This window comes from Massilia aurea (genome assembly GCF_014200505.1).
Taxonomy (GTDB): Bacteria; Pseudomonadota; Gammaproteobacteria; order Burkholderiales; family Burkholderiaceae_D; genus Telluria; species Telluria aurea_B.
This window is the reverse complement of the sequence record NZ_JACHBX010000001.1, coordinates 1,328,042-1,348,752: the sequence shown is the minus strand read 5'-3', so window position 1 is coordinate 1,348,752 and position 20,711 is coordinate 1,328,042. Positions and strand designations below refer to the sequence as shown.

Genomic DNA, 20,711 nt, shown 5'->3' with positions numbered 1-20,711 from the left:
GACAATCGAACAGATAAGTACACCACCTGAACTTCTCTTGTCCAGTTAAAACCCGTCACAGGAATACACATGACCTTTAAGCCTGCTCGCCTGCTGTTAGCCCTCGTTGCCATTGCATCGGTCCCGGCCTTTGCCCAGAACATCGCAGTGGTCAACGGCAAAGCGATTCCTTCGGCACGCGCCGACGCCGTCGTCAAGCAGGTCGTTGCCCAGAACCAGGGCAAGGACTCGCCAGAGCTGCGCGAAGCCGTCAAGAATGACCTGATCGCCCGCGAAGTGCTGATGCAAGAGGCCGTCAAGCAAGGCTGGGACAAGAAGCCTGAAGTGCGCGAAGCCATGGACAGCGCCCGTCAGTCGATCGTCGTCAATGCACTGGCGCGCGACTACATCGCCAAGAACCCGGTGACCGACGCCGAGATCAAGGCTGCCTACGACAAGGTCAAGGCAGAAACGGGCGACAAGGAATACCACGTCCGCCATATCCTGATGAGCACCGAAGCCGATGCCAAGGCAGCCATTGCCAAGATCAAGGGCGGCGCCAAGTTCGAAGACGTCGCCAAGACCTCGAAGGACACCGGCACGGCCAACACCGGCGGCGATCTGGACTGGGTCACCCCGAACACGATGCCGCCAGAATTCGCGGCCGGCTTCACCAAGCTCGCCAAGGGCGCGATTACCGACGTGCCGGTCAAGACCAATGCCGGTTACCACGTGATCAAGCTGGACGACACCCGCGCGACCAAGCTGCCACCGATGGACCAGGTCAAGCCACAGATCTCCGAGACGCTCGCGCAAGAGAAGCTGCGTGACTTCCAGGAGCAAATGGTCAAGAAGGCAAAGGTGCAGTAAGATGTATTGTCGCCGGCGCGCGCTTTGCACGCCGGCATTCGTCGCCTGCGGCGATACTTTTCGAGTTTATATAGGATCTCAACGATGATTTTGAAGCCAGCCAGCCTGTTGTTCGCCATGATTGCAGTCGTTGCCGTGCCTGCCCTCGCGCAGAACGCCGCTACCGTCAATGGCAAGGCAATCCCGCAAGCTCGGGTCGACCAGCTGGTCAAGCAGGTCGTGGCCCAGGGCCGCGCTGCGGACTCCCCTGACCTGCGCGAAGCGATCAAGAAAGACCTGATCAGCCGTGAAGTATTGATCCAGGAAGCCGACAAGCAGAACATCGGCGCCCGCGCCGACGTCAAGTCGGCCATCGACAACGCCCGTCAAAGCATCATCATCAACGCGATGCTGGCGGACTACGTCAAGAAGAACCCGGTCAAGGATGCCGACGTCAAAGCCGAGTACGACAAGCAGAAAGCGCTGATCGGCGACAAGGAATACCACGCACGTCACATCCTGGTCGACTCCGAAGCCGATGCCAAGGGCATCATCGCCAAGCTGAAAGCCGGCGGCAAGTTCGATGAACTGGCCAAGCAGTCGAAAGACGGCAGCGCGCAGAACGGCGGCGACCTGGGCTGGGCCAGCGCGGCCACCTACGTGCCTGAGTTCTCCAAAGCCATGGTCGCCCTGCAAAAAGGTGCCATCACCGAAACGCCTGTGAAATCGCAGTTCGGTTACCACGTCATCAAGCTGGAAGACGTGCGCGCAGCCAAGGTGCCGGCGCTGGAAGAAGTCAAGCAGCAAGTCACCGAAGGCCTGCAGCAGCGTCAGCTGGCAGCCTATCGCGAGACGCTGGTCAAGAAAGCCAAAGTGCAGTAATCAGCCCTGGCTGGTTGCGGTTGAAAAGCGCTCCTTCGGGAGCGCTTTTTTATTGCCGATGCTGGCGGACGTGAAGATGCGTGCATTTTGCAATATTGTTCGTCTGATATGCTAATGGACTTTCCTCCACTCTGACGTCTCATGCCCTATTCCTGGTACGGCCTGCTGTTTCAAATCGTGTTCTGGCTCGTCAGCATGATGCTGTTCAGGCGCTGGATGCACCGCGCCCGACTGCGCTCACAGCCGGCAACCGCTGCCGGGACATTGTCGCAACCACCCGAGGTATTTGTCATCGGCGTGGTGGTCACCATCCTGTTCAGCGTCATCACGTCGATCCTTGTCTACAGACCGGATGCCGCAACCATGGACTGGCCCGCACTTTTCTTGCTCGCCCCGGCCTTGCTGGGCTTGTGGCTCGTCGCGGACTACGTCTTCGCACGGCACACGATGGACGACACCGGCATGGGCTACGGCCGGATCTTCGGCAAGAACGGGCGCTTTGCATGGCGGGACGTCGACCGCGTTGGATTTTCGCAGTGGACCGGTGGCTACTGGTTGGCACTGGCGTCCGGCGAGAAGGTGCGCATCGGCGGCACGATGACGGGCCAGCCGGCGTTCGCATCGTATGTCCTGCAGCATGTCCCCATGCCACGCATCGATACCGACGTGCGCAAGATGCTTGCAGCCGCAGCGCAGGGCAAGCTCCACCCGTTATGACGGAGTCGCACCCGACCTTTCGTCAGGCCAGTGTGCATGACATCCCGGCGATGTCGCGCATCCGGCTGTCCGTGAACGAAAATCGCCTGCGCGACCCGCCGCGGATCACGCCGCAGATGTATGCCGATTTTCTGGAAAAGGATGGGCGCGGCTGGGTGGCGCTGGTCGATGGCGAGATTGTCGCGTTCAGCTATGCCAACCGGATCGACGGGTCGATCTGGGCGCTGTTCGTCGATCCCCGCTTCGAAGGTCAAGGGCTCGGCAAGCAGCTGCTTTCGCTGGCAACGGACTGGCTGTTCTCGCTGGGGTTCAGGCGGGTGACACTCAGCACCGGGACGCACACCAGAGCCGCGCAATTCTATACGCGACTGGGATGGCGGCTCGCATCATCGAGCGCTGACGACAGCGTCTTCGTTCTCGACGGCCCGTAGGGTGGGCGGCTATGCCGCCCACGCGTTCAAACGGGCGTGATGTCGTGGCGCGGCGAGGTTCGTTGGACGCGTGGACGGCGTAGCCGTCCACCCTACGGCTGGGGTCATGTCCGAATGTCAGACCTGACCCCGGCTGTGCCACAGTACCAAAAACAAACGCCTCCGAAGAGGCGTTTTTCACATCAGTCAACCGATCAGCCAACCCACTTGCGCGCGTTGCGGAACATTCGCATCCATGGCGACTCGTCGCCCCAGGATTCTGGAGCCCACGAATGCACCGAGGCGCGGAACACGCGTTCGGCGTGCGGCATCAGGACTGTGAAGCGACCGTCGGCCGTCGTCACCGACGTCAGCCCGCCCGGCGAGCCGTTCGGGTTGAACGGGTACGTTTCGGTGGCCTGGCCACGGTTGTCGACGAAGCGCATCGCCTTGATCGAGGCGTCGTAGTCGCCCGTCAGCGAGAAGTCGGCGAAGCCTTCGCCGTGCGCGATGGCGATTGGCGCGTGCGTACCGGCCATGCCCTGGAAGAAGATCGATGGCGAGTCCAGCACTTCGACCATGCCGAAGCGCGCTTCGAATTGCTCCGACTTGTTGCGCGTGAACTTCGGCCATGCCTGTGCACCCGGGATGATCGACTTCAGGTTGCTCATCATCTGGCAGCCGTTGCAGACGCCCAGGCCGAAGGTGTCCTGGCGCGCGAAGAAGCGGGCGAACTGGTCCGAGAGCTGCGGGTTGAACAGGATGGTCTTGGCCCAGCCTTCACCGGCGCCCAGCACGTCGCCATACGAGAAGCCGCCCACGGCGATCACGCCATGGAAGTCGTCCAGCTTGGCGCGGCCGGCAATCAGGTCGCTCATGTGCACGTCGAAGGCTGCGAAGCCCGCCTGGTGCATGACCCACGCCGTCTCGATGTGCGAATTGACGCCCTGCTCGCGCAGGATCGCCACGCGCGGACGCTTGCCGGTCGCGATGAACGGTGCAGCGATATCCTCGTCCAGGTTGAAGCTGATCTTCGGCGTCATGCCGATATCGTGCTCGTCCAGCAGGCGGTCGTATTCCGCGTCCGCGCATTCCGGATTGTCGCGCAGGCGCGCAATGCGCCAGCTGGTCTCACTCCACAGGCGGTGCAGGCTGCTGCGCTTTTCGTTGTAGATGACTTTCGCGTCGCGCGTGAATTCGATGGCACCGCGGTCATTGAGCTTGCCGATGATATGGCTGCAGGCGCCCAGGTTCGCTTCGCGCAGCACGTTCATGACGGCCGTCTTGTCGTCCACACGCACCTGGAATACGGCGCCCAGTTCTTCGCTGAACAACGCGCGCAGCGTCATTTCGTTGCGGCGCTCGGCCACCTGGCCGGTCCAGTTCTTGGCATCGCCCCAGTCGGCGCCATGCCCGCTCTCCATCGTCAGGATGTCGAGGTTGACCGACACGCCGGTGCGGCCAGCGAAGGCCATCTCGGCCAGCGTCGCGAACAGGCCGCCGTCCGAACGGTCATGGTAAGCCAGCAGCTTGCCGTCCTTGTTCAGCGCCTGGATCGCGCCGAACAGCGCTTTCAGGTCGTCCGGCGAATCGACGTCCGGCACCGAGTCACCCAGTTGCTGCGTGACTTGCGCCAGGATCGATGCGCCCAGGCGGTTCTTGCCACGGCCCAGGTCAACCAGGATCAGCGCTGTCTCGCCCGCGTCCGTCCGCAGTTGCGGCGTGAGCGAGCGGCGGATATCGGCAACCGGCGCGAACGCCGAGACGATCAGCGACACCGGCGAGATCACGGCCTTGGCGGCACCGTCGTCGTTCCAGGTCGTGCGCATCGACAGCGAATCCTTGCCGACCGGGATCGACACGCCCAGCGCCGGGCACAGTTCCATGCCGACCGCTTTCACGGTGTCGAACAGTGCGGCGTCCTGGCCCGGCTGGCCGCAGGCCGCCATCCAGTTGGCCGACAGCTTGATGTCCGAGATGTCGTTGATCGCGGCGGCCGCGATGTTCATGATCGACTCGGCCACGGCCATCCGGCCCGATGCGGCAGCGTCGATGACGGCCAGCGGCGTGCGCTCGCCCATCGCCATCGCTTCGCCGAGGAAGCCGTCGTACGCCATTGCGGTGACGGCGCAATCGGCCACCGGTACCTGCCATGGGCCGACCATCTGGTCGCGCACCGTCATGCCGCCGACCGTGCGGTCGCCGATCGTGATCAGGAACGATTTGTCGCCCACGGTGGGATTCTGCAGCACGCGCCGCGCCGCTTCCACCAGCTCGATGCCCGTCAGGTCCACTGGCGGGAACGTGTTCTGCACATGCTGCACGTCACGCGTCATCTTCGGCGGCTTGCCGAGCAGGACGTCCATCGGCATGTCGACCGGTGACGCATTCGGGCCACCAGCCTGCTCCTCGTCGATCAGGCGCAGCTGACGCTCTTCGGTCGCGGTGCCGACGACGGCAAACGGGCAGCGCTCACGCTCGCACAGCGCGGCGAACTTCGCCAGGCTCTCGGGTGCGATGGCCAGCACGTAGCGCTCCTGCGATTCGTTCGACCAGATTTCTTTCGGCGCCAGGCCGCTTTCTTCGAGCGGCACCTTGCGCAGATTGAAGATCGCGCCACGCTTGGCATCGTTGACGATTTCAGGGAACGCATTCGACAAGCCGCCCGCGCCCACGTCGTGGATCGAGATGATCGGATTGTGCGCGCCCAGCTGCCAGCAGCCGTTGATGACTTCCTGTGCGCGGCGTTCCATCTCCGGATTGCCGCGCTGGACCGAGTCGAAGTCCAGGTCGGCCGTGTTGGTGCCGGTGGCCATCGACGATGCGGCGCTGCCGCCCATGCCGATGCGCATGCCGGGGCCGCCCAGCTGGATCAGCAGGCTGCCGACCGGGATTTCATCTTTGTGCGTGTGCGCAGCCGAGATGCTGCCGATGCCGCCGGCGATCATGATCGGCTTGTGATAGCCGTAGACCGCGCCGGCTGCGCCGACGTTCTGTTCATAGGTACGGAAGTAACCGCCCAGGACCGGGCGGCCGAATTCATTACTGAATGCGGCGCCGCCGATCGGGCCTTCGATCATGATCTGCAGTGGCGAGGCGATGCGTTCCGGCTTGCCGTACAGGGCATCCGAGCGCATCTGGCTCGTCACATCCGACGCGTTTTCCCACGGCCGCACGGCATCGGGAATCACCAGGTTCGAGACCGTGAAGCCGGCCAGGCCCGCTTTCGGCTTGGCGCCGCGGCCCGTTGCGCCTTCGTCGCGAATTTCGCCGCCGGCGCCGGTCGAGGCGCCCGGGAATGGCGAGATCGCGGTCGGGTGATTGTGCGTTTCGACCTTCATCAGGGTGTGCACGAGCTCTGTCGACGGACCGTACTCTTCGCCGTCGCGCGGGAAGAACCGGGTGACGGTGGCGCCTTCGATGATCGACGAGTTGTCGCTGTAGGCGACGACCGTGCCGCGCGGGTTCAGCTGGTGTGTGTTCTTGATCATGCCGAACAGCGAGATGCTTTGCTTCTCGCCGTCGATGACCCAGTCGGCATTGAAGATCTTGTGGCGGCAGTGCTCCGAGTTCGCCTGGGCGAACATCATCAGCTCGACGTCGGTCGGGTTGCGCTGCGCCTTCGTGAAGGCGTCGTTCAGGTAATCGACTTCGTCGTCCGACATCGCCAGACCGAGTTCGGTGTTGGCGCGCACCAGTGCAGTGCGGCCAAGACCCAGCACGTCGATGCTCTCGAGCTGCTTGCCTTCGAGTTCATTGAACAGGTGCTGCGCGTCGTCGGCGTTGCGCAGGACGGTATCGGTCATGCGGTCGTGCAGCAGGCCGATGACCGCCTGCAGCTCGTCGTCCGCCAGTTTCTTGGGCGCGCCGAAGCTGCTGCCAAGGATGCCGGTCTTGAGCACGACGGTGTAGCCGATGCCGCGCTCGATACGGTGGACATGGCCCATGCCGCAGTTGCGCGCGATATCGGTCGCTTTCGAGGCCCATGGTGAAATGGTGCCCAGGCGCGGGATGACGAAGAATGCTTCGGTCACGCCTTCGTACAGGGTCTCCGGCGCAGGCTCGCCATAGGTGAGCATGGCCGACAGGCGCGACGTATCGTCGATGGACAGTGGCGCGCTGGTGTCGATGAAATGGTAGAAACGGCCCTGGACGGCGGCGATCGACGGGGCGACAGCTTGCAGTTGGCTCAGGAGGCGTTGGCTACGGAAGGCGGACAGGGCATTGGAACCCGGCAGAATCAACATGGCTTGGACAGTCGGTTGATGCAGCGTCGCTGCTAGGGTGGAAGATAGGCCGGTATTATACAGCCTCCCCCCTCTGGCCGGGCCGCCATCGACGACCGGCAGGCACCCCGCGCACGCAGCGAGTCGGTTTCCTTGATCGATTCGGCACTTGCCGGTATCTTAACGGTGGACAATCTTGCGATGTGCGCCGTCCGGCGTACGCGGCCAGAGCAGACGAGAGCGACGATGCAAGAAAACGCGAACCTGGCGGTGCTGGTGGTCGATCCCAATCCGGGCATGCGCACCAGCCTGCAAAACATGCTGGGCCTGGCCGGCATCACGAAGATCGAACACGCGGTCAATGCCAACACGGCGATCCGCCAGCTGCAGCAGCGCGCGTTCGACATCATCCTGTGCGAATACGACCTGGCCAGCGGCGCCGGCGAAGGTCAGGACGGCCAGCAACTGCTCGAAGACCTGCGCCAGCATCGCCTGATTACGCCCTCGACCATTTTCATCATGCTCACCTCCGAGGCCGAGCGCGATAAAGTCGTGAGCGCGGCCGAACTGGCCCCCACCGATTACCTGCTCAAGCCATTCACGGTGGAGTTGATCAGCACGCGCATAAAGCGCGCGCTCGATCGGCGTGGCGCCCTGCTCCCGGCCTGGCAACTGGCGGCGCAAGGCCGGCTGCGCGAGGCGATCCTCGCGTGCGCCAATGGCGCCCAGGCGCAGCCGCGCTTCGCGGCCGACCTCGCGCGCGTACGCGCCGAACTGCACACGACGCTGGGCGAACATGCCGAGGCCGCCGCCGTCTACCGCGACGTGCTGGCCGAACGCCCGCTGGGCTGGGCGGCGCTGGGCCTGGCGCGCACGCTGCTCGCGCTGGGCCAGGGTGATGACGCGCGCGCGATCCTCGAAGAACTGCTGGCGACCAACCCGCGCCTGATGGCCGGCTACGACCTGCTCGCACGCTGCCTCGAAGCGGACGGCGAGCCGGCACTGGCCCAGAGCGTGCTGGCCGATGCGGTGGCCATCTCGCCGCACGTCGTGGGGCGCCTGCGCAAGCTGGGTGAGCTCGCACTGGCCACCGGCGACATGGCCGTGGCCGAAACGTCGTTCCGCCAGGTCGTGGGCAAGGCGCGCTACTCGGCGTTTCGCGATCCCGAAGACCACATCAGCCTGGTCAAGACGCTGGTGGCGCGCGGCGACCTGCTGCAGGCCAGCGGCGCGATCCGCGACCTCGAACGCACGCTGCGCGCGGCCCCGGGCTACGATGCCTGCCACGCCTATGCCAACGCGCTCCTGCACGACAAGACCGGCAACAGCGGCGCCGCCGTGGCTGGCCTGCAGAACGCCGTGTCGGCGGTGCGCGCCAACAATGCACTGTCCTCCGGCCTGAAACTCGAACTGGCACGCGCCTGCCTGGCGCACCGGCTCGACGAGCAAGCCGCCGGCGTGATGCTGACCGTGGTGAACGACGCCAGCAGCGGGGTCTCGCCCGACCAGGCAATGACCGTCTTCGTGAATGCCGGCCGCACCGACCTGCTGGACCACATGGACCAGCAGCTCAAGGCCCAGGCGCAGATCCTGCTGGGCGTGGCCGACGAAAAACGCAATATGGGCGACGTGCGCGGCGCGGTCCAGACGCTGCGCGAAGCGCTGCACCTTGCACCGCGCAACCTGCAAGTGATGGCCGCCACCGCCGGCGGCATTCTTCGCCAGATCAACGAGCTGGGTTGGGATCATCCGCTGGGCCAGACCGCCGCCGGGCTGCTGGACGGCATCCGTGCCCAGGATGCGCAGCATCCACGGCTGGCGACGCTGACCGAGGAATACCAGGCGGCGCGGCGCAAGTACGGGATCGCGGCCACCTGATCGAGGTCACCCCGATCCGCGCGCCACCACGACCAGCCACGAAACCCGACACCATGAAACTGCAAACCCTGTTTTTGATCCTGCTGGCGGCGCTGATCTTCTGGCTCGTCACGCCGCTGGCCATCCTGCCGCCGGTGGCTGCATATGTCGGTTACCGTTCCTACCGACACCGCCGGCATCAGTATCCACTGATGAGCCGCAGCCGCATCTTGATGGGTATGCTGCCCATGCTGCTGGCCTTCGCTGCGGTTCCCCTGCTCCTGTACGCAATCAATGCCGGGTATCGCGCCTGACGCCGCAAACTTGACGCACTGCACAAGTTACGGTCTACTGTCGATGTCATTGTTACTACAGCGGCCCGATCGCCTTCCATTTTGCTCGACCTAATCAACGCCCTTCCCCGCAATCTCTTCCTGCCTCCCACCAGCCTGTTCCTGATCATCGCGCTGGGTTTATTGCTCTGGCGTTTTCGGCCCAGAGCCGGGCGCATCGTCGCCGGCACCGGGCTGGCCCTGCTGACCTTCATGTCGAGCAATGCCGGATCGAGCTTCCTGGTCGGGCCGCTGGAAAAGATGACCAGGCCGCTCGCGCGGCCCGAAAGTGCCGGCGCCCAGGCCATCGTCGTGCTGGCGGCGGGGCGGTTGAGCAGCGCAGGCGAATACGACAACCGCGACATTCCCGACCATACCGCGCTGGCGCGGCTGCGCTACGGCGCGCACCTGCAGCGGCGCACCGGCCTGCCAATCCTGGTCACCGGCGGCAATGGCGGCAGCGGTGCCGACCCGGCCACGATCGACATGGCATATACCAAGGCCGACGCGATGGCCAGGGCGCTGCGCGAGGATTTCGGGGTGCCGGTCAAGTGGATCGAACGGCGCTCGCGCGACACGGGCGAGAATGCCATCTACAGCAATGTGCTGCTGCGCCCGGCAGGCGTCAAACGGATTTTGCTGGTGACCGATGCGATGCACATGCACCGTGCACGCAATGTGTTCGAGCGCGAAGGGCTCGATGTGATCGAGGCGCCAACGATGTTCGTCTATAGCCCGTACTACGGGTTCGATGCGTGGCTGCCGAGCGCGGAAGGCATGCGGCGCTCGTGGTACGCGACCTACGAATTACTGGGTTTTGCGTGGTACCGAATCCGCGACCGTGAAGCGCCAGGGGCAAAACAGGACGCGGTGGCGACTCCGCCGCGCCGGACGTCGGTGGCGCCGCCGTTGACACCGGCACCGGCGCCAGCGCTCGAAAAAGCGCCGGCGCCGGTCGCCAATTAAAGCACGTCGAGCAGTTCGACCTCGAACACCAGCGTGGCGTTTGGCGGGATCGGACCCGCGCCGCCGGCGCCGTAGCCCATGTCGGCCGGCACGATCAGCGTGCGCTTGCCGCCGACTTTCATGCCCTGCACGCCCACATCCCATCCCTTGATGACCTGGCCGGCGCCGAGCTGGAACTTGAACGGCTCGCGACCGATCGACGAATCGAACTCCTTGCCGCGCTGCTGCGGCGCCGCCGGCTCGTACAGCCAGCCGGTGTAGTTGACGACAGCGGTCGCGCCGGCAGTGGCTTCCTTGCCGGTGCCGACAACGGTGTCGATCTGTTGCGAGGCGACGGCCGGTGCGGCCGCGGTGGCGGTGCTATCAACGCTGGCAGTAGCAGGGGTGGCCGGTGCTTCGGCGCGCTTGCAGGCGGTGACCGTCATTAGCATTGCCGCCACCAGGGCGGAACAGGTCAGTACACGTTTCATGGTTTCTCTCTTAGGGTGAATAATGTGGTGCAAATCGATGCTGGTGCAGCATACAGTGCGCGCGGGCGCGCCACAATATGCTGTCCCTCGCTATGGCTTGCCGTAACCGCCGCCGCCCGGCGTCTCGATGACGAACACGTCACCTGCGGCCATGTCGATCTTGCCGATATGGCCCACCTGCTCGATGCGGCCGTCGGCGCGCTCGACGCTGTTTCGGCCACGCTCTGCGTCCGCGCCACCGGCCATGCCGAACGGCGCGTGAATCCGGTTGTTCGACAGGATCGCCGCCGTCATCGGCTCTAAAAAGCGCACGCGGCGCACGCCGCCATTGCCGCCATGCCAGCGCCCCGCCCCGCCCGAATTCGGACGAATCTCGTAACGCTCAAGCCGCACGGGGAAGCGGAATTCGAGGATTTCAGGGTCGGTCAGGCGCGAGTTGGTCATATTGGTCTGGACCACGTCGGTGCCGTCGAAACCGTCGCCCGCGCCGGAGCCGCCCGAGATGGTCTCGTAATACTGGTAGCGCTGGTTGCCGAACGTGAAGTTGTTCATCGTGCCCTGCGCCGCCGCCATCACGCCCAGCGCCCCATACAGCGCATTGGTGATGCAGGTCGAGGTTTCGACATTGCCCGACACGACCGATGCCGGATAGTGCGGATTGAGCATCGAGCCGGGTGGAATGATCACCTTGAGTGGTTTGAGGCACCCGGCGTTGAGCGGAATCTCATCGTCGACCAGCGTGCGGAACACGTACAGCACGGCCGCCATGCACACGGCCGACGGCGCATTGAAGTTGTTCGGCAGCTGGCCCGATGTACCGGTGAAGTCGATCTCCGCACTGCGCGCTGCAGTGTCCACGCGAATCGCGACGTCGATGTGCGCGCCGTTATCGAGCTGGTAGTGGAAGCTGCCATCCTTGAGCGCCGAGATCACGCGCCGAACCGCTTCTTCGGCATTGTCCTGCACGTGGCCCATGTAGGCGCGCACGACGTCCAGGCCAAAGTGCGCGACCATCTTGTGCAGCTCCTCGACGCCTTTCTGGTTGGCGGCCACCTGCGCGCGCAGGTCGGCCAGGTTCTGGTCGGGATTGCGCGCCGGGTAGCGCGCGCCCACCAGCAGCGCGCGCGCCGCGTCTTCGCGCAGCACGCCATCCTGCCCGTCGATCAGCTTGAAATTGTTGATCAATACACCCTCCTGCTCGATGTGGCTCGAGTCGGGCGGCATCGAGCCGGGCGTGGTGCCGCCGATGTCGGCGTGGTGGCCGCGCGAGCCGACGTAGAACAGGATCTCGGCGCCCGCTTCGTCGAACACGGGCGAGATCACCGTCACGTCGGGCAGGTGCGTGCCGCCGTTGTACGGGTCGTTCAGGATGTACACGTCACCCGCATGCATGCGGCCCGCGTTCTCGCGCATCACGGTCTTGATGCTCTCGCCCATCGAACCAAGGTGCACCGGCATGTGCGGTGCGTTGGCCACCAGGTTGCCGTCCTGGTCGAAGATCGCGCAGCTGAAGTCCAGCCGTTCCTTGATGTTGACCGAGTGGGCCGTGTTCTGCAGGCGCAGGCCCATCTGCTCGGCAATCGACATGAACAGGCTGTTGAAGATCTCGAGCATCACCGGATCGGCCGTGGTGCCGATCGCGCGCCGTTCGGGCAAGGCTTCCACGCGCTGCAGCACCAGGTGGCCATATGGCGTCACGCGCGCTTCCCAGCCCGGCTCGACGACCGTGGTCGCATTGTCTTCGGCGATGATCGCCGGGCCGCGCACCGCGTGCCCCGGCAGCAGCGCGCCGCGCGCGTAGACACCGGTATCGTGCCAGCGGCCCGCGCTGTACATGCGCGCGGTGTCCTGCGGGGCCGCTTCGCCGCTTGGCGTGGTCGTCGCCACCAGTTGCTCGGCCGGTGCATCGGACTGCCCGATGGCCTCGACCGACACCGCTTCGACGATTAGCGCGCGTGCCGGCATCAGGAACGAGTAGCGGCGTTTGTAGGCTTGCTCGAACTGCGCCGTCATCCCTGCCATGTCGCCCGCAAGCACCACGAGCGCCGAATCGGTGCCTTCATAGCGCAGGTGCACGCGCTCGACGAGCGTGATGCACTCGGGCGCCACGCCCTGCGCCTGCAACTGCGCGCGCGCAGCTTCGCCCAGCACGCCGAGACGCTCGGCCAGCGCCGGCAGTACCGTATCGGCCAGCCGCTCTTCGACGGCCTGCTCGCGCATCGCGCTCTGGTCGGCCAGCCCCATGCCGTAAGCCGACAGCACGCCGGCCAGCGAATGGATGAACACCGTCTGCATGCCGAGGGCGTCGGCCACGAGGCACGCGTGCTGGCCGCCGGCGCCGCCGAAGCTGGTGAGCACGTAGCCGGTGACGTCGTGGCCGCGCTGCACCGAGATCTGCTTGATCGCGTTGGCCATATTGCCCACCGCGATCGCAATGAAGCCTTCGGCCACCGCTTCCGGTGCGGGCCGTTCACCCGTTGCAGCGCCGATGTCGTCCGCCAGCGCGTCGAAACGGCGGCGTACGGTGGCCACGTCCAGCGCTTCATCGCCACGCGCGCCGAAGAGGCGCGGGAAATAATCGGCCTGCACCTTGCCGAGCATGACGTTGCAGTCGGTGACCGCGAGCGGGCCGCCGCGCCGGTAACTGGCCGGGCCGGGATTGGCGCCGGCGCTGTCCGGCCCCACACGATAGCGGCTGCCGTCGAAGTGCAGGATCGAACCGCCACCGGCGGCGACGGTGTGGATGCTCATCATCGGCGCGCGCATGCGCACGCCGGCGACCTGGGTTTCGAACACGCGCTCGAACTCGCCCGCGAAATGCGAGACGTCGGTGGACGTGCCGCCCATGTCGAAGCCGATCACGCGCTCGAAGCCGGCCTGCCGGCTCGCGCGCACCATGCCGACGATGCCGCCGGCCGGGCCGGACAGGATGCTGTCCTTGCCCTGAAACGCGCGGGCATCGGTCAGGCCGCCATTGGACTGCATGAACTGCAGGTTCACGCCAGGCAGTTCGTCGGCCACCTGGTCGACGTAGCGGCGCAGGATCGGCGACAGGTAGGCGTCGACGACCGTCGTGTCGCCGCGCGCGACGAGCTTCATCATCGGGCTCACTTCGTGCGAGACCGACACCTGTGTGAAGCCGATCGCGCGCGCGATGCGGGCCACCGCCGCTTCATGCGCCGTGTAGCGGTAGCCGTGCATGAAGACGATGGCCAGCGAGCGCAGGCCGGTGTCGAACGCCCCCTGCAGGCTGGCGCGGGTGACGGCTTCATCGAGCGGCTGCACGATGTCGCCATGTGCGCCGACGCGTTCATCGATCTCGATGACCTGTGCGTACAGCAGTTCGGGCAGCACGATGTGGCGATCGAACAGGCGTGGCCGGTTCTGGTAAGCGATGCGCAGCGCGTCGCGGTAGCCGCGCGTGATGGCCAGCACGGTCGGCTCGCCCTTGCGCTCGAGCAGCGCGTTGGTGGCCACGGTCGTGCCCATCTTGACCGCCTCGATGCCGGCCGCCGGCAGCGGCGCACCCGCGGCGATGCCCAGCAGGTGACGGATGCCGGCGACGGCCGCATCGCGGTACTGCTCGGGGTGCTCGGACAGGAGCTTGTGCGTGACGAGTTGCCCATCCGGGCGGCGCCCCACGATATCGGTGAATGTGCCGCCACGGTCGATCCAGAACTGCCAATCCATACTCACTCCCTGTGCTGACCAGATGATGGCAGCCATTGTAGTGCGGACGGCGCGCCAACGTTGGCGCGAATGCACGACAATGGTCGCATTCTCATTCACGCAAACGACCATGGCATACCCTCTCTACACCGTCGCGCAGCTGCGCGCCATCGAACACGCGGCCAGCAGCACGCTGGCGCCGGGCACCCTGATGACCCGCGCCGGCAAGGCCGCCGCCGACTATGCACTCGAGCTTTTGGGTGCATCAGGGGATGACCTGCGTGGCGCGCCGGTGCTGGTGCTCGCCGGCCCCGGCAACAATGGCGGCGATGCACTCGAGGTGGCGGCCAACCTGGCCGAAGCCGGCGTCAACGCGACCGTGCTGCACTTACCGGGCGATGGCAACGACGACGCCTCGAGCGAAACCGCTGCGGCCTACGAGCGCGCGCGTTCCGGCACCGTCGGCTGGCTCGACATGCTGCCGCCCGATGGCCAGTGGGCGCTCGTCGTCGACGGCTTGTTCGGCATCGGCCTGACGCGCGCGCTCGCGGGCGAGTACCGCGATGTCGTCGCGGGCCTGGATGACGTTCGCTGTCCAATCCTGGCGCTGGACGTGCCGAGTGGCCTGGACGCCGACACGGGCGCTGTCATCGGCCCGGACGGTATCGCGGTGCGCGCCACGCACACGATCACGTTCATCGCCGACAAGCCGGGCCTGCACACGGCCGACGGGCGCGATCACGCAGGTGTGGTGCGCGTGGACACGCTCGGCGTGGATGCTGCGGCCACGCCCACGACGGCAGCCATGAACGGGTTGCCGGCGTTTGCGCACTGCTTCACGGCGCGCCGCCAGAACTCGCACAAGGGCAGCTTCGGTGACGTCGCCGTGATTGGCGGCGCGCACGGCATGGCCGGTGCACCGGTGCTGGCCGCGCGCGGCGCGCTGTATGCGGGCGCGGGGCGCGTGTATGTCGCGGCGCTCAACACGCCGCCCGGCTACGACAGCAGCCAGCCCGAAATCATGTTCCGCGCGGCCGACGACCTGGATCTGTTTGGCCGCACGCTGGTGCTTGGGCCTGGCATGGGCGACTCGGTCGATGCGATGCGGCTGGTGGCCAAGGCGCTCGACAGCGACTGCCCGCTGGTACTCGACGCCGATGCGTTGAACCTGGTCGGCGCCAGCCCCGACCTGCAGGCGCGCCTGGCGCAGCGGAGCGCCCCAAGCGTGCTCACGCCGCATCCGCTGGAAGCGGCGCGCATGCTGGGCATGACGGTGTCGGTGGTGCAGGCTGACCGCCTGGCCAGCGCGCGTGAACTGGCGCAGCGCATGCATGCAGTCGTGATTCTCAAGGGGTCGGGCACCGTGATCGCAGACCCCGATGGCGCGGTCTTGATCAACCCGACCGGCAACGCGGGTCTGGCCACGGCAGGCAGTGGCGACGTGCTGGCGGGAATCTGCGGCGCGCTGCTGGCGCAAGGCTGGCCGGGCAAGGAAGCTGCAGCGGCGGCGGCCTGGCTGCATGGCGCCGCGGCCGACGCGCTGGTCGAAGATGGCGTGGGGCCGATCGGCCTGACGGCCGGTGAACTGCCCGCGGCCGTGCGCAAGGTACTCAACGCGCAGGTGCGCGCTGCAGCCCAGGCAGCTGATTGATTATTTGACGAGGCGGCCGGCGGCGATCGTGATCGTCCGGCCGCAACGCGCGGCCATGCCCGGATCGTGCGTGACCAGCACCAGCGTCGAGCCGCGTTCGCGATTGAGTTCGAACATCAGTCCGATGATCGACTCGCCGGTAGCGGCATCGAGGCTGCCGGTGGGCTCGTCGGCAAACAGCAGCGGCGGCTGCGTGACGAAAGCGCGTGCCAGCGCCACACGCTGCTGCTCGCCGCCCGACAGAAACTTGGGATAGTGCTTCAGGCGGCTGCCCAGGCCGACGCGACCCAGCATGTCGGCAGCCTTTTCGCGTGCACCGGATTCGCCCCGCAATTCGAGCGGCAGCATCACGTTCTCGAGCGCGTTCAGGTGCGTCAGCAGCTGGAACGACTGGAACACGAAGCCCAGCTTGGCCTTGCGAAACGCGGCACGGCCATCTTCATCGAGCGCGAAGATGTCGGTACCATCCAGGCGCACGGTGCCAGACGATGGCGTATCCAGGCCTGCAAGCAGGCCAAGCAGCGTCGACTTGCCCGAGCCGGAAGCGCCGACGAGCGCGAGCGTCTCTGCCGGTTGCACGGTAAAATCAATCTCTTGCAGGATGGTCAGCTCGCCGCTGGCGTCTGCGACCTTCTTCGACAAGCCGCTGACTTCAATTGCGGGCGGCCGGCCTGTCATTACACCGACGTCAGTGACGTCATTTTTGAATGCCTCGGGATGATCACGCATGCTTGCTTTTCTTAAGAACGCAGTTCTCGGTAAATTAATTGTCGGCGCTGCACTGGGGTTGAGTCTGTCCCTGGCGGCGACGGCGAACGCTTATTCTGCACCAAAAACCGTACTCGTGGTGGGCGACAGCCTGTCGGCCGAATACGGCATCGCCCGTGGCGCCGGCTGGGTCGCGCTGCTCGAACAAAAAATGAAGAGCGAAAAAATCGACGCCAGGGTCGTCAACGCCAGCATCAGCGGCGAGACCACCAGCGGCGGCAAGGCGCGCCTGCCCGCCCTGCTGGGCCAGCACAAGCCGGACCTGGTCGTGATTGAACTGGGCGCCAACGACGGCCTGCGCGGCCTTCCCGTGCCGTCGGCCGAAGCGAACCTGCGCGCGATGATCGCCGCAGCGCAGGCGCAGAAAGCGCGCGTGCTGCTGGTGGGCATGCGCATGCCGCCGAACTACGGGCGCGCCTACACCGAGCGCTTCTTCGGCATGTTCCAGACCGTGGCGACGTCGACCAAATCGCCGCTGGTGCCGTTCATGCTTGAAGGCGTGGCTGACAAACCGGCCCTGTTCCAGCAAGACCGCCTGCATCCCACCGCGCAGGCGCACCCGATCATCCTGAACAATATCTGGCCGACGTTCGAGAAAATGGTGAAGCAACCATGAAGTACCCGGAAGTCGCAGGGTTCGACGCCCTGCTCCCGCGCCTCGGTGAATTCGACGCGATCATCGACGTGCGCAGCGAAGCCGAATTCGCACTCGACCATATCCCCGGCGCGATCAACTGCCCGGTACTGAACAACGACGAACGCATCCTTGTTGGCACGCTGTACAAGCAAACCAGCGCATTCGACGCCAAGAAGGCCGGGGCGCCGATCATTGCGCGCAATATCGCGCACCACATCGACACGCTGTTTCACGACAAACCGCGCGACTGGCGTCCGCTGGTGTACTGCTGGCGCGGCGGCAACCGCAGCGGCGCGATGGCGCTGATCATGGCGCGCATCGGCTGGCCGGTGGCGCAGCTCGAGGGCGGCTACAAGAATTACCGCGCGTGGGTCAGCGCGGCGCTGGCCGAACCGCCTGCCGTCGATTTTCGCGTCGTCTGCGGCCCGACCGGCAGCGGCAAGAGCCGCCTGCTCGAAACGCTCGACGGCATTGGCGCGCAGGTGCTCGACCTGGAGCAGCTGGCCGCCCACCGCGGCTCGGTGCTGGGTCACTTGCCGAACGAACCACAGCCAAGCCAGAAGATGTTCGAGACGATGGTGCTGGCCAAACTGCGCAGCTTCGACCTGGCCCGTCCCGTGTTCGTCGAGGCCGAGAGTAAGAAAGTCGGCAACCTGCGTGTGCCGGATGCCGTGATGGTGCGCATGCGCGCCGCGCCCTGCATCGACCTGCAACTGGCGCGCCCCGCGCGCGTGCGCCTGCTGATGGAAGATTATCAGCACTTCTGCGCCGATCCGTCCGTGCTGGCCGATCAGCTGACACACCTGACGCTGGTGCATGGCCGCGCCAAGATCGCTGACTGGCAGGCGATGGCGCAAGGCGGCGCGCTGCCGGCGCTGGTCGATGAGCTCTTGGTGCAGCACTACGACCCGGCCTACCTGCGATCGATTGACCGCAACTTCGTGCAGTATCCGCAGGCGCAGGTGGTGGAGCTGGCCGACATCGGCACCAGCGATTTTCTGGCAGCGGCACGGCACCTGCACGACTCGCCGGCCTGAGGCTACGACCCGATGCGGCGCGCCTCGTCAATCGCGACATCCTGCCAGAGCGCGTCGTCGCCGACGTGCTGCGCCGCCCACACGCGGTAGACGCCGGGCTCGATGGCAAAGCCCGGCGCGTCGCCGCCCACACGGTAGCGTGCAAGGATGCGCGGCTCGAGGTCGATCTCGACGCTGGCGCGCTCGCCAGCCGCCAGCGTCGTCTTGGTGAAGCCGGCCAGGCGCTTGACGAAGCCGTCGGGGCCCTGCTTTTCGACATAGATCTGCACCACGACTGCGCCCGTGCGCGCGCCGGTGTTGGCCACCTCAACGCTCGCGATGTAACGCCCATCGACGCCCACGCGCAGACCGATCATTTCAAACGTCGTGTACGACAAGCCGAACCCGAATGGGAACAGCGGCTGATGCCCTTCGCGCGCGAACCAGCGGTAGCCGACATCCGACCCGTCGATATCGTAGTCAAGCGCGATGATGCCGCCCTTGCGCGGCGTGCCCGGGTTGGACGTTGTGGTTTCCGGATCGATCTGCTCCGGGCGCGGCAACTGCGCCTCGCTGGCCGGGAACGTGACCGGCAACCGGCCCGAGGGATTCACGCGCCCGAACAGCACACCCGCCACGGCTGGCCCGCCGCCCGATCCCGGGTACCACGCCGCCAGGATTGCGGCCACGCTGTCACGCCACGGCATCGTGACGGGGCCGCCCGACTGGATGACGACGATCGTCTTCGGGTTGACGCCGGCGATGGCCTCGATCAGCGCATCCTGGTCGTCGGGCAACGCGAGGCCAACGGCGTCGAGCCCTTCCGAGCGCCACTCCTGCGCAAACACGATCACCGCATCGGCGCTGCCCGCTTCGTCCAGTACCTGCTGACGATCGGTGCCGTCGACGAACACGACGTCACGTGCGACGCTTTCCTCTTTGATCGCGGTGACAAGCGACGACGGCTGGACGACCTTGGCCACGTCCATCCCCATGATGCTGGTGCCGGGCAGTTGCAGGCTGCCGATGGGCGTCACGGCCGATGAACCGCCGCCACACAGAACGCCATGGTCGGCATGCGCGCCGACGATCAGCAGCTTCGTGAGTCGTTGCGGCAGCGGCAGCGTGGCGTTCCGATTCGTGAGCAGCACGATGCCTTCTTCGGCCTGGCGCTGCGCGATCAGTTTGTGGTGGCTGAAGTCGATCGGCTGCGTGTGGTCGTCAATCGACTCTGCGTCGAGTGCACCGACGTCGATCAGGCTTGTCAGGATGCGCGCCACCATATCGTCGATGCGCGACTGCGGCACCTGGCCGTCTCGTACCGCGTTGCGCAAGGCCTGGCCGAAGTAATGCGCGTCGTCGAGATTGGCGCCCGATTGCACGTCCAGCCCTGCGAGTGCCGCCTTGACGGTCGAATGCGTTGCGCCCCAGTCCGACATGACCCAGCCGGCGCAACCCCATTCATCCTTGAGCACCTGCTGCAGCAGGAAGGCGTTTTCGGACGCATAGTGACCATTGACCAGGTTATAGCCAGGCATGACGGCGCCCGGCTTGCCGATCGCTATCGCGATCTGGAACGCCAGCAGGTCGGATTCGCGCAAAGCCGCTTCAGCCAGGTTCGCGCTGACCATCACGCGCCCCGTTTCCTGGCCGTTGGCGACGAAATGCTTGACGGTCGAGACGACGCCTTGGGCCTGGATGCCGGCAACCGAGTGGCCGGCGAGCTCGCCGGTGAGCAGTGGGTCCTCGCTGATGTGTTCGAAATTGCGCCCGCCGCGCGGTTCGCGGATCAGGTTCGCGCCACCAGCGAGCTGCACATTGAAGCCCTTGGCCTTTGCCTCGCGTCCGACCAGCGCGCCGCTGTCGTGTGCCAGCTGGCGGTTGAAGGTGGCGCCCAGCAGCAGCGAGCTGGGCAAACCCGTCGCATGGTCGCCCGGGCGCACGTCGCCGATATTGCTGATCCCGAGACTGGCGTCGGCCTGCTGCATCGCGGGGATGCCCAGGGGCGGGATGCCGGGATAGAACGCGGCCGAGCCGATGGCGCCCTGCGCTTTGAGCTCGTCCGTCAGAGGAATGGCCATCGGGCCGGACAGCCAGGCAAACTTTTCGTCCTCGGTCATGCGCGCAACCAGATCCTGGGCGCGCTGACGGCTCGTGGTGGCAGTGGTCATTGGAACGGTCCCTTCATGATGGAGAGTAGCTGATCCGTCCAGTGTTACAGATACCGTCCGCCGGGTCGGTTAAGCACATCGCAAAAAAGCCCGGCTGCTTGCGCAACCGGG

At 65.7% G+C, this 20,711-nt stretch carries 15 protein-coding genes; 10 read left to right on the top strand and 5 right to left on the bottom strand.

All coding sequences use genetic code 11. From position 1 onward, the window contains the following. The first annotated feature begins 69 nt into the window (after window positions 1–69). The 4 genes from HD842_RS05975 (at window position 70) to HD842_RS05960 (ending at window position 2,858) form a co-directional block, all read left to right on the top strand. Entirely contained in the window at window positions 70–849 is a 780-nt protein-coding gene (locus HD842_RS05975) for a peptidylprolyl isomerase (RefSeq protein WP_183552188.1), read from the top strand. An 84-nt stretch (window positions 850–933) separates the two neighbouring features. Beyond that, window positions 934–1,710 carry a peptidylprolyl isomerase gene (locus HD842_RS05970; RefSeq protein ID WP_183552185.1) on the top strand — a complete coding sequence of 259 codons (777 nt, stop codon included), beginning with the start codon at window positions 934–936 and terminating at the stop codon, window positions 1,708–1,710. A 141-nt stretch (window positions 1,711–1,851) separates the two neighbouring features. Beyond that, the gene (locus HD842_RS05965) at window positions 1,852–2,427 is read left to right on the top strand and encodes a hypothetical protein (protein ID WP_183552182.1); all 576 of its coding nucleotides are present in this window, start codon (window positions 1,852–1,854) and stop codon (window positions 2,425–2,427) included. Beyond that, a complete protein-coding gene (locus HD842_RS05960; RefSeq protein ID WP_183552179.1) occupies window positions 2,424–2,858 on the top strand; it encodes a GNAT family N-acetyltransferase in 435 nt (144 codons plus the stop codon). The genes HD842_RS05965 and HD842_RS05960 overlap by 4 nt, the downstream gene beginning before the upstream one ends. 194 nt (window positions 2,859–3,052) lie before the next feature. Here HD842_RS05960 and purL read toward each other — a convergent pair whose 3' ends face one another. Further along, window positions 3,053–7,084: a phosphoribosylformylglycinamidine synthase gene (gene purL, locus HD842_RS05955; RefSeq protein ID WP_183552176.1), complete on the bottom strand. Its 4,032-nt coding sequence runs from the start codon at window positions 7,082–7,084 to the stop codon at window positions 3,053–3,055. 225 nt (window positions 7,085–7,309) lie between these two features. Between purL and HD842_RS05950 the strand changes: the two genes are divergently transcribed. The 3 genes from HD842_RS05950 to HD842_RS05940 all read left to right on the top strand — a co-directional run bounded on the left by HD842_RS05950 (window position 7,310) and on the right by HD842_RS05940 (window position 10,218). Then, window positions 7,310–8,941, top strand: coding sequence for a response regulator (locus HD842_RS05950; RefSeq protein ID WP_183552173.1), 1,632 nt, complete (start codon window positions 7,310–7,312; stop codon window positions 8,939–8,941). 53 nt (window positions 8,942–8,994) lie between these two features. Continuing rightward, a complete protein-coding gene (locus HD842_RS05945; RefSeq protein WP_183552170.1) occupies window positions 8,995–9,234 on the top strand; it encodes a hypothetical protein in 240 nt (79 codons plus the stop codon). Between the two features lie 81 nt (window positions 9,235–9,315). Continuing rightward, a complete protein-coding gene (locus HD842_RS05940; RefSeq protein ID WP_183552166.1) occupies window positions 9,316–10,218 on the top strand; it encodes a YdcF family protein in 903 nt (300 codons plus the stop codon). Here HD842_RS05940 and HD842_RS05935 read toward each other — a convergent pair. Both HD842_RS05935 and HD842_RS05930 read right to left on the bottom strand, forming a co-directional pair. Next, entirely contained in the window at window positions 10,215–10,688 is a 474-nt protein-coding gene (locus tag HD842_RS05935; protein WP_183552163.1) for an FKBP-type peptidyl-prolyl cis-trans isomerase, read from the bottom strand. The two genes, HD842_RS05940 and HD842_RS05935, sit on opposite strands and share 4 nt — an antisense overlap. A 90-nt stretch (window positions 10,689–10,778) precedes the next feature. Continuing rightward, window positions 10,779–14,378: a hydantoinase B/oxoprolinase family protein gene (locus HD842_RS05930; protein ID WP_183552160.1), complete on the bottom strand. Its 3,600-nt coding sequence runs from the start codon at window positions 14,376–14,378 to the stop codon at window positions 10,779–10,781. A gap of 109 nt (window positions 14,379–14,487) precedes the next feature. Here HD842_RS05930 and HD842_RS05925 point away from each other — a divergent pair, with 109 nt between their 5' ends. Further along, window positions 14,488–16,008 (top strand): NAD(P)H-hydrate dehydratase, encoded by a 1,521-nt coding sequence (locus HD842_RS05925; protein ID WP_183552157.1) that lies wholly within the window; start codon window positions 14,488–14,490, stop codon window positions 16,006–16,008. Here HD842_RS05925 and HD842_RS05920 read toward each other — a convergent pair whose 3' ends face one another. Then, window positions 16,009–16,686 (bottom strand): ABC transporter ATP-binding protein, encoded by a 678-nt coding sequence (locus HD842_RS05920; protein WP_183553667.1) that lies wholly within the window; start codon window positions 16,684–16,686, stop codon window positions 16,009–16,011. Between the two features lie 49 nt (window positions 16,687–16,735). On the opposite strand from HD842_RS05920, the gene HD842_RS05915 reads away from it, so the two are divergent. Then, window positions 16,736–17,392: an arylesterase gene (locus HD842_RS05915; RefSeq protein WP_183552154.1), complete on the top strand. Its 657-nt coding sequence runs from the start codon at window positions 16,736–16,738 to the stop codon at window positions 17,390–17,392. Then, window positions 17,389–18,450 (top strand): tRNA 2-selenouridine(34) synthase MnmH, encoded by a 1,062-nt coding sequence (gene mnmH / locus HD842_RS05910; RefSeq protein WP_183552151.1) that lies wholly within the window; start codon window positions 17,389–17,391, stop codon window positions 18,448–18,450. Before HD842_RS05915 ends, mnmH begins: the two co-directional genes overlap by 4 nt. 2 nt (window positions 18,451–18,452) lie before the next feature. Here the strand turns inward: mnmH and HD842_RS05905 are convergent, their stop codons facing one another. After that, window positions 18,453–20,600: a beta-glucosidase gene (locus tag HD842_RS05905; protein ID WP_183552148.1), complete on the bottom strand. Its 2,148-nt coding sequence runs from the start codon at window positions 20,598–20,600 to the stop codon at window positions 18,453–18,455. Between the last annotated feature and the right edge of the window lie 111 nt (window positions 20,601–20,711).

Bases quoted from the DNA above. Each gene is read 5' to 3' on its own strand.
- HD842_RS05975 (WP_183552188.1), top strand. From the start codon at position 70: ATGACCTTTAAGCCTGCTCGCCTGCTGTTAGCCCTCGTTGCCATTGCA.
- HD842_RS05970 (WP_183552185.1), top strand. From the start codon at position 934: ATGATTTTGAAGCCAGCCAGCCTGTTGTTCGCCATGATTGCAGTCGTT.
- HD842_RS05965 (WP_183552182.1), top strand. From the start codon at position 1,852: ATGCCCTATTCCTGGTACGGCCTGCTGTTTCAAATCGTGTTCTGGCTC.
- HD842_RS05960 (WP_183552179.1), top strand. From the start codon at position 2,424: ATGACGGAGTCGCACCCGACCTTTCGTCAGGCCAGTGTGCATGACATC.
- purL (WP_183552176.1), bottom strand. From the start codon at position 7,084: ATGTTGATTCTGCCGGGTTCCAATGCCCTGTCCGCCTTCCGTAGCCAA.
- HD842_RS05950 (WP_183552173.1), top strand. From the start codon at position 7,310: ATGCAAGAAAACGCGAACCTGGCGGTGCTGGTGGTCGATCCCAATCCG.
- HD842_RS05945 (WP_183552170.1), top strand. From the start codon at position 8,995: ATGAAACTGCAAACCCTGTTTTTGATCCTGCTGGCGGCGCTGATCTTC.
- HD842_RS05935 (WP_183552163.1), bottom strand. From the start codon at position 10,688: ATGAAACGTGTACTGACCTGTTCCGCCCTGGTGGCGGCAATGCTAATG.
- HD842_RS05930 (WP_183552160.1), bottom strand. From the start codon at position 14,378: ATGGATTGGCAGTTCTGGATCGACCGTGGCGGCACATTCACCGATATC.
- HD842_RS05925 (WP_183552157.1), top strand. From the start codon at position 14,488: ATGGCATACCCTCTCTACACCGTCGCGCAGCTGCGCGCCATCGAACAC.
- HD842_RS05920 (WP_183553667.1), bottom strand. From the start codon at position 16,686: ATGACAGGCCGGCCGCCCGCAATTGAAGTCAGCGGCTTGTCGAAGAAG.
- HD842_RS05915 (WP_183552154.1), top strand. From the start codon at position 16,736: ATGCTTGCTTTTCTTAAGAACGCAGTTCTCGGTAAATTAATTGTCGGC.
- mnmH (WP_183552151.1), top strand. From the start codon at position 17,389: ATGAAGTACCCGGAAGTCGCAGGGTTCGACGCCCTGCTCCCGCGCCTC.
- HD842_RS05905 (WP_183552148.1), bottom strand. From the start codon at position 20,600: ATGACCACTGCCACCACGAGCCGTCAGCGCGCCCAGGATCTGGTTGCG.